Origin of the sequence: Actinomyces sp. oral taxon 849 str. F0330, from assembly GCF_000239715.1 — a bacterium.
Classification (GTDB): domain Bacteria; phylum Actinomycetota; class Actinomycetes; order Actinomycetales; family Actinomycetaceae; genus Actinomyces; species Actinomyces johnsonii.
On record NZ_JH470350.1, the window covers coordinates 157,037 to 160,714 of the forward strand.

Consider the following 3,678-nt stretch of genomic DNA (forward strand, 5'->3'; position numbering starts at 1 on the left):
GCACCGGGCCGGCGCCCGGGACTCGTCCGTCCTTGCCGCCGCGGCCGGCCAGGCGGATGGGCCTGCGCGGCCACACCCAGAAGGCGTCCTTGGCCAGCGGGGCGTCGACGACATCCAGCGAGGCGTTGCCGGGAGCCACGCCGGAGGCGAGGATCTCGGTCAGGCCCGCGACTTGGAAGACCGCGGCACCGCCCTTGGCGTGACCGGTGATGGTCTTCTGCGAGACCGCCACCAGCGAGTTGCCCTCGGAGCGCCCCAGGGCGCGCGCCAGACGCGTGTGGAGCTCGGACTCGTTGGGGTCGTTGGCGCCGGTGGAGGTGTCGTGCTTGGAGACCAATGCGATGTCGTCGGCCTCCACGCCCAGGGCCGCCAGAGCCTTGGCCAGGCGCGAGTCGCGCCCGCCACGGCCGGCGCCCAGAGCGCCCAGACCCGGAGCCGGGATCGAGGTGTGGGCGCCGTCGGCGTAGGAGGAGACGAAGCCGACCACACCGGCGACCGGAAGACCCAACTGGGCCGCTACCGAGCCGCGGGCCAGGATCACCGTGCCACCGCCCTCGGCCTCCACGAAGCCACCGCGACGGCGGTCGTTGGCGCGCGAGAAGTGGCGGTCGGAAATACCCTTGGCGCGCATGGCCGCGGCCTCCGCGGTGGCGTTCATGTTGCCGAAGCCGACCACGGACTCGATCGAGATGTCGTCGATGGCGCCTGCTACGACGACGTCGGCCTTGCCCAGGGCGATCTTGTCCCAGCCCTCCTCGATGGAGACGGCCGCGGTGGCGCAAGCGCTCACCGGCTGGACCATGGCGCCGTAACCGCCGATGTAGGACTGCATGACGTGGGCGGCCACGACGTTGGGCAGGGCCTCCTGGAGGATGTCACTGGGACGCTCCTCCCCCAGGAACCGGCCGACGAACATCTTGCGCATCGACTCCATGCCGCCGAACCCGGTGCCCTGAGTGGAGGCCACGTCGGAGGGGTGGACCGCCTTGAGCAGCTCGGCCGGGGTGAAACCGGCCGACAGGAAGGCGTCGACGGCCGTGACCAGGTTCCACGAGGCGATCGGGTCCATGCCCTGGGTCATCGAGGCGGGGATGCCCCAGCGCTCCGGGTCGAAGTCGCGCGGGAACTGGCCACCGACCGTGCGGGACAGGGCGGCGCGGCGCGGTACCCGGGCCAGCGAGCCAGCCAGGCGGGTGACGGTCCACTCGCCGGTCTCGGCGTCGGGGACCACGAGCGTGTGCTCGGGGTCGGAGGCCTCGATGGTGCGGGCCGTGGCCTCATCGGGAACTGACAGGGTGATGTCGCGGTCGAGGTAGACGGTGACCTCCTCGTCGGCGATCGGCGCGATGACGCCGTCGTCGACGAACTGGCGGATACCGCAGCGGGCCACGACCTCGTCACGGTAGCGCTCCAGGATGTCGGACTCCTCGACCATCTCGCCGTCGGTGTCATACCAGCCGGCCTTGGGGCTGTCCTGCCAGGTGAGCAGGCCCATGCCCCAGGCCAGTTCGAGGACGCCCGCGGCGGTCAGGTCGACGTCCTCCCCGCCGCTCATGCCCAGCTCGGCCTCGCGGCGCGTGCGTCCCGAGCCCCAGGTGGAGACCTCGCCGGTGGAGATGATGACGACGAGGTCATCGAGGTCGGCGCTCACCTCGCCCCACTGGGGGGCGGTGGGCTGGGTCGGGACGACCGGGGTGGGCAGCGCCTTGATGACGGCCGGGGCCTCGCTCTCCTGCACGGGTGCGGCCGCCTGGGCAGCGGCGTTCTCACGCAGAGCGACCAGATCGATGCCGTCGCCCAGCCCACCGGTGAGATCAGCGTCCACGGGAGCCTGGGCGGCGCGCGTGCGCACCTCGGTGGTGCACAGATCGGTCAGCTCGGAGGCGATCTCCTCGGTGGTCCAGGTGCGCACGCCGGCGGCCTCGACGGCGGCGACCAGCGGGTCGTTGCCGCCCATGAGGCCGGTGCCCCTGACCCAACCGATGCGCGGGTGGGCCAGCGTCACGCGCTGGGCCCAGGCCCGCTCGGAGGACCAGCGGTTGGCGATCGCGTCCAGGGCGGACTTGACCTCGCCATAGGCACCGTCACCGCCGAAGATGCCCCGGTTCGGGGACCCGGGCAGCACCACGTGGAGGCGGTGGTCGACGTGGGTGTCGGTGCCAATCGCGCTCAGGGCCGCGATGGTGCGCTCCACCGACCACAGCAGCAGTCGGGTCTGGGACTCAGCAGCCGGTCCGGCGTCGGCCAGCGTGCCGGAGACGCGCGGTGCGGCGAAGGGGAACAGGAGGGTGGGGACCAGGGCCGCCTTGACGACCTTGGTGGATCCGCCGGAGGTGACCACCTGGTCGTTGCCGATCCACTCCGCCAGGGCGTCGACGTCACGGTAGGAGGACAGGTTCGCCGGAACCATCCAGAGCTTGGCGCCGGCCGCGGCGTGCTCGCGGTAGAGGGTGGTGGCGAACTCCAGTCGCTCATGGGTCAGTCGCGAGCTGGTGGCCACCACGGTGGCACCTCCGGCCAGGAGCTCCCCGACGACGGCCGCGGCGATGGAGCCGGGGGCCACGCCGGTGACGACAGCCACGTCCTCGGACCAGCGGACCGTGGGTGCACCGGCCTGGGGGGCCTTCGGCGCCGCCTGGGCGATCTCAGTCAGGATGGCGGTGCGCTCGGCGGCATCGGCCAGTTCGGAGCCCTTAACCTGCTTCGCCCACCAGGTGGCGTGGTCGGCCACCGCCCGCCCCAGGCCCACGAAGCGTTCGGGGGCAAGGAGACGGCGGGAGGCCTCCAGGTCGGTCTCGCCGGAGCCGAGACGGGCGACATCCTCGCGGGCCGTGGCCCAGCGGTCGTCGATGAGGACGGCCCGCTCGGGGGTGAAGACCGGGGTGACGGACTTGACCCATCCGGCGCCGAGCTCGGCATCCAGGGCCGCCAGGGCGGCCCTAGTGCGGGCGGCCTCGTCGTCGGCGTCAGCCGGGACGGTGGCCTTCTCGGTCAGGCCCAGGGCATCCAGGAGGGTACGGGCCGTGGTGGCCAGGACACCCTCATCTCCGGTGACGCTCTGGGCGAAGGCGTCCAGAGCGGCAGAGTCGACGACTGCCCCGCCGGCGCCACCGGCGCTCGGCTTGGAGACGGCAACACCGTGGTCGGCGGCGACGGCCTGAACGGCGGCGTCGATGAGGGTGTCGACGGCCCCGGCGCTGGTCAGTGGCGATGAGGAACCCAGCGAAGCCAGGTCCTCGCCGCGCATCGAGGTGCCCTCGCGGGTGCCCAGGAACAGTGCGGCGGTCACGTGGGAGACCCAGCCCTGCCCCAGGCCCCAGGTGCCCGTGAGACGGTCGGCGATCCGGGAGGCGCGTACGCCGGAGGGCCCCAGGAGGCGGCCCAGGCCCACACGGATGGCCTCGGTGAGGACCGGTCCGAAGGCCTTGTAGCCGGGAGCGCCCTTGGCGACCGTGGCGGCCAGGGCCGTCATGTCGGCGTCGGCGGCGCCGTCGATGGAGGCGAGCTCGAGCTCGGTGCCCAGGTCCATGAGGAGCTGGTTGCGGCGCGAGGAGACACCGTTGGTGAGCGTCTCGGTGGTGTCGGTGGCGCCGATCTGCTCGGGGCGGATGCGTGCGGCGTGGGCCAGCAGCACCGTCAGAGCGTCGGTCGCGCCGAAGGGCAGGTCGTCCACCGGCC

The 3,678-nt window shown here is 72.6% G+C and carries 1 protein-coding gene; it reads right to left on the reverse strand.

The window, feature by feature from the left end; genetic code table 11:
* Nucleotides 1–3,678 (reverse strand): beta-ketoacyl synthase N-terminal-like domain-containing protein (locus HMPREF0975_RS04640; RefSeq protein WP_009232983.1); only part of this gene is annotated, 3,678 nt, incomplete at both ends.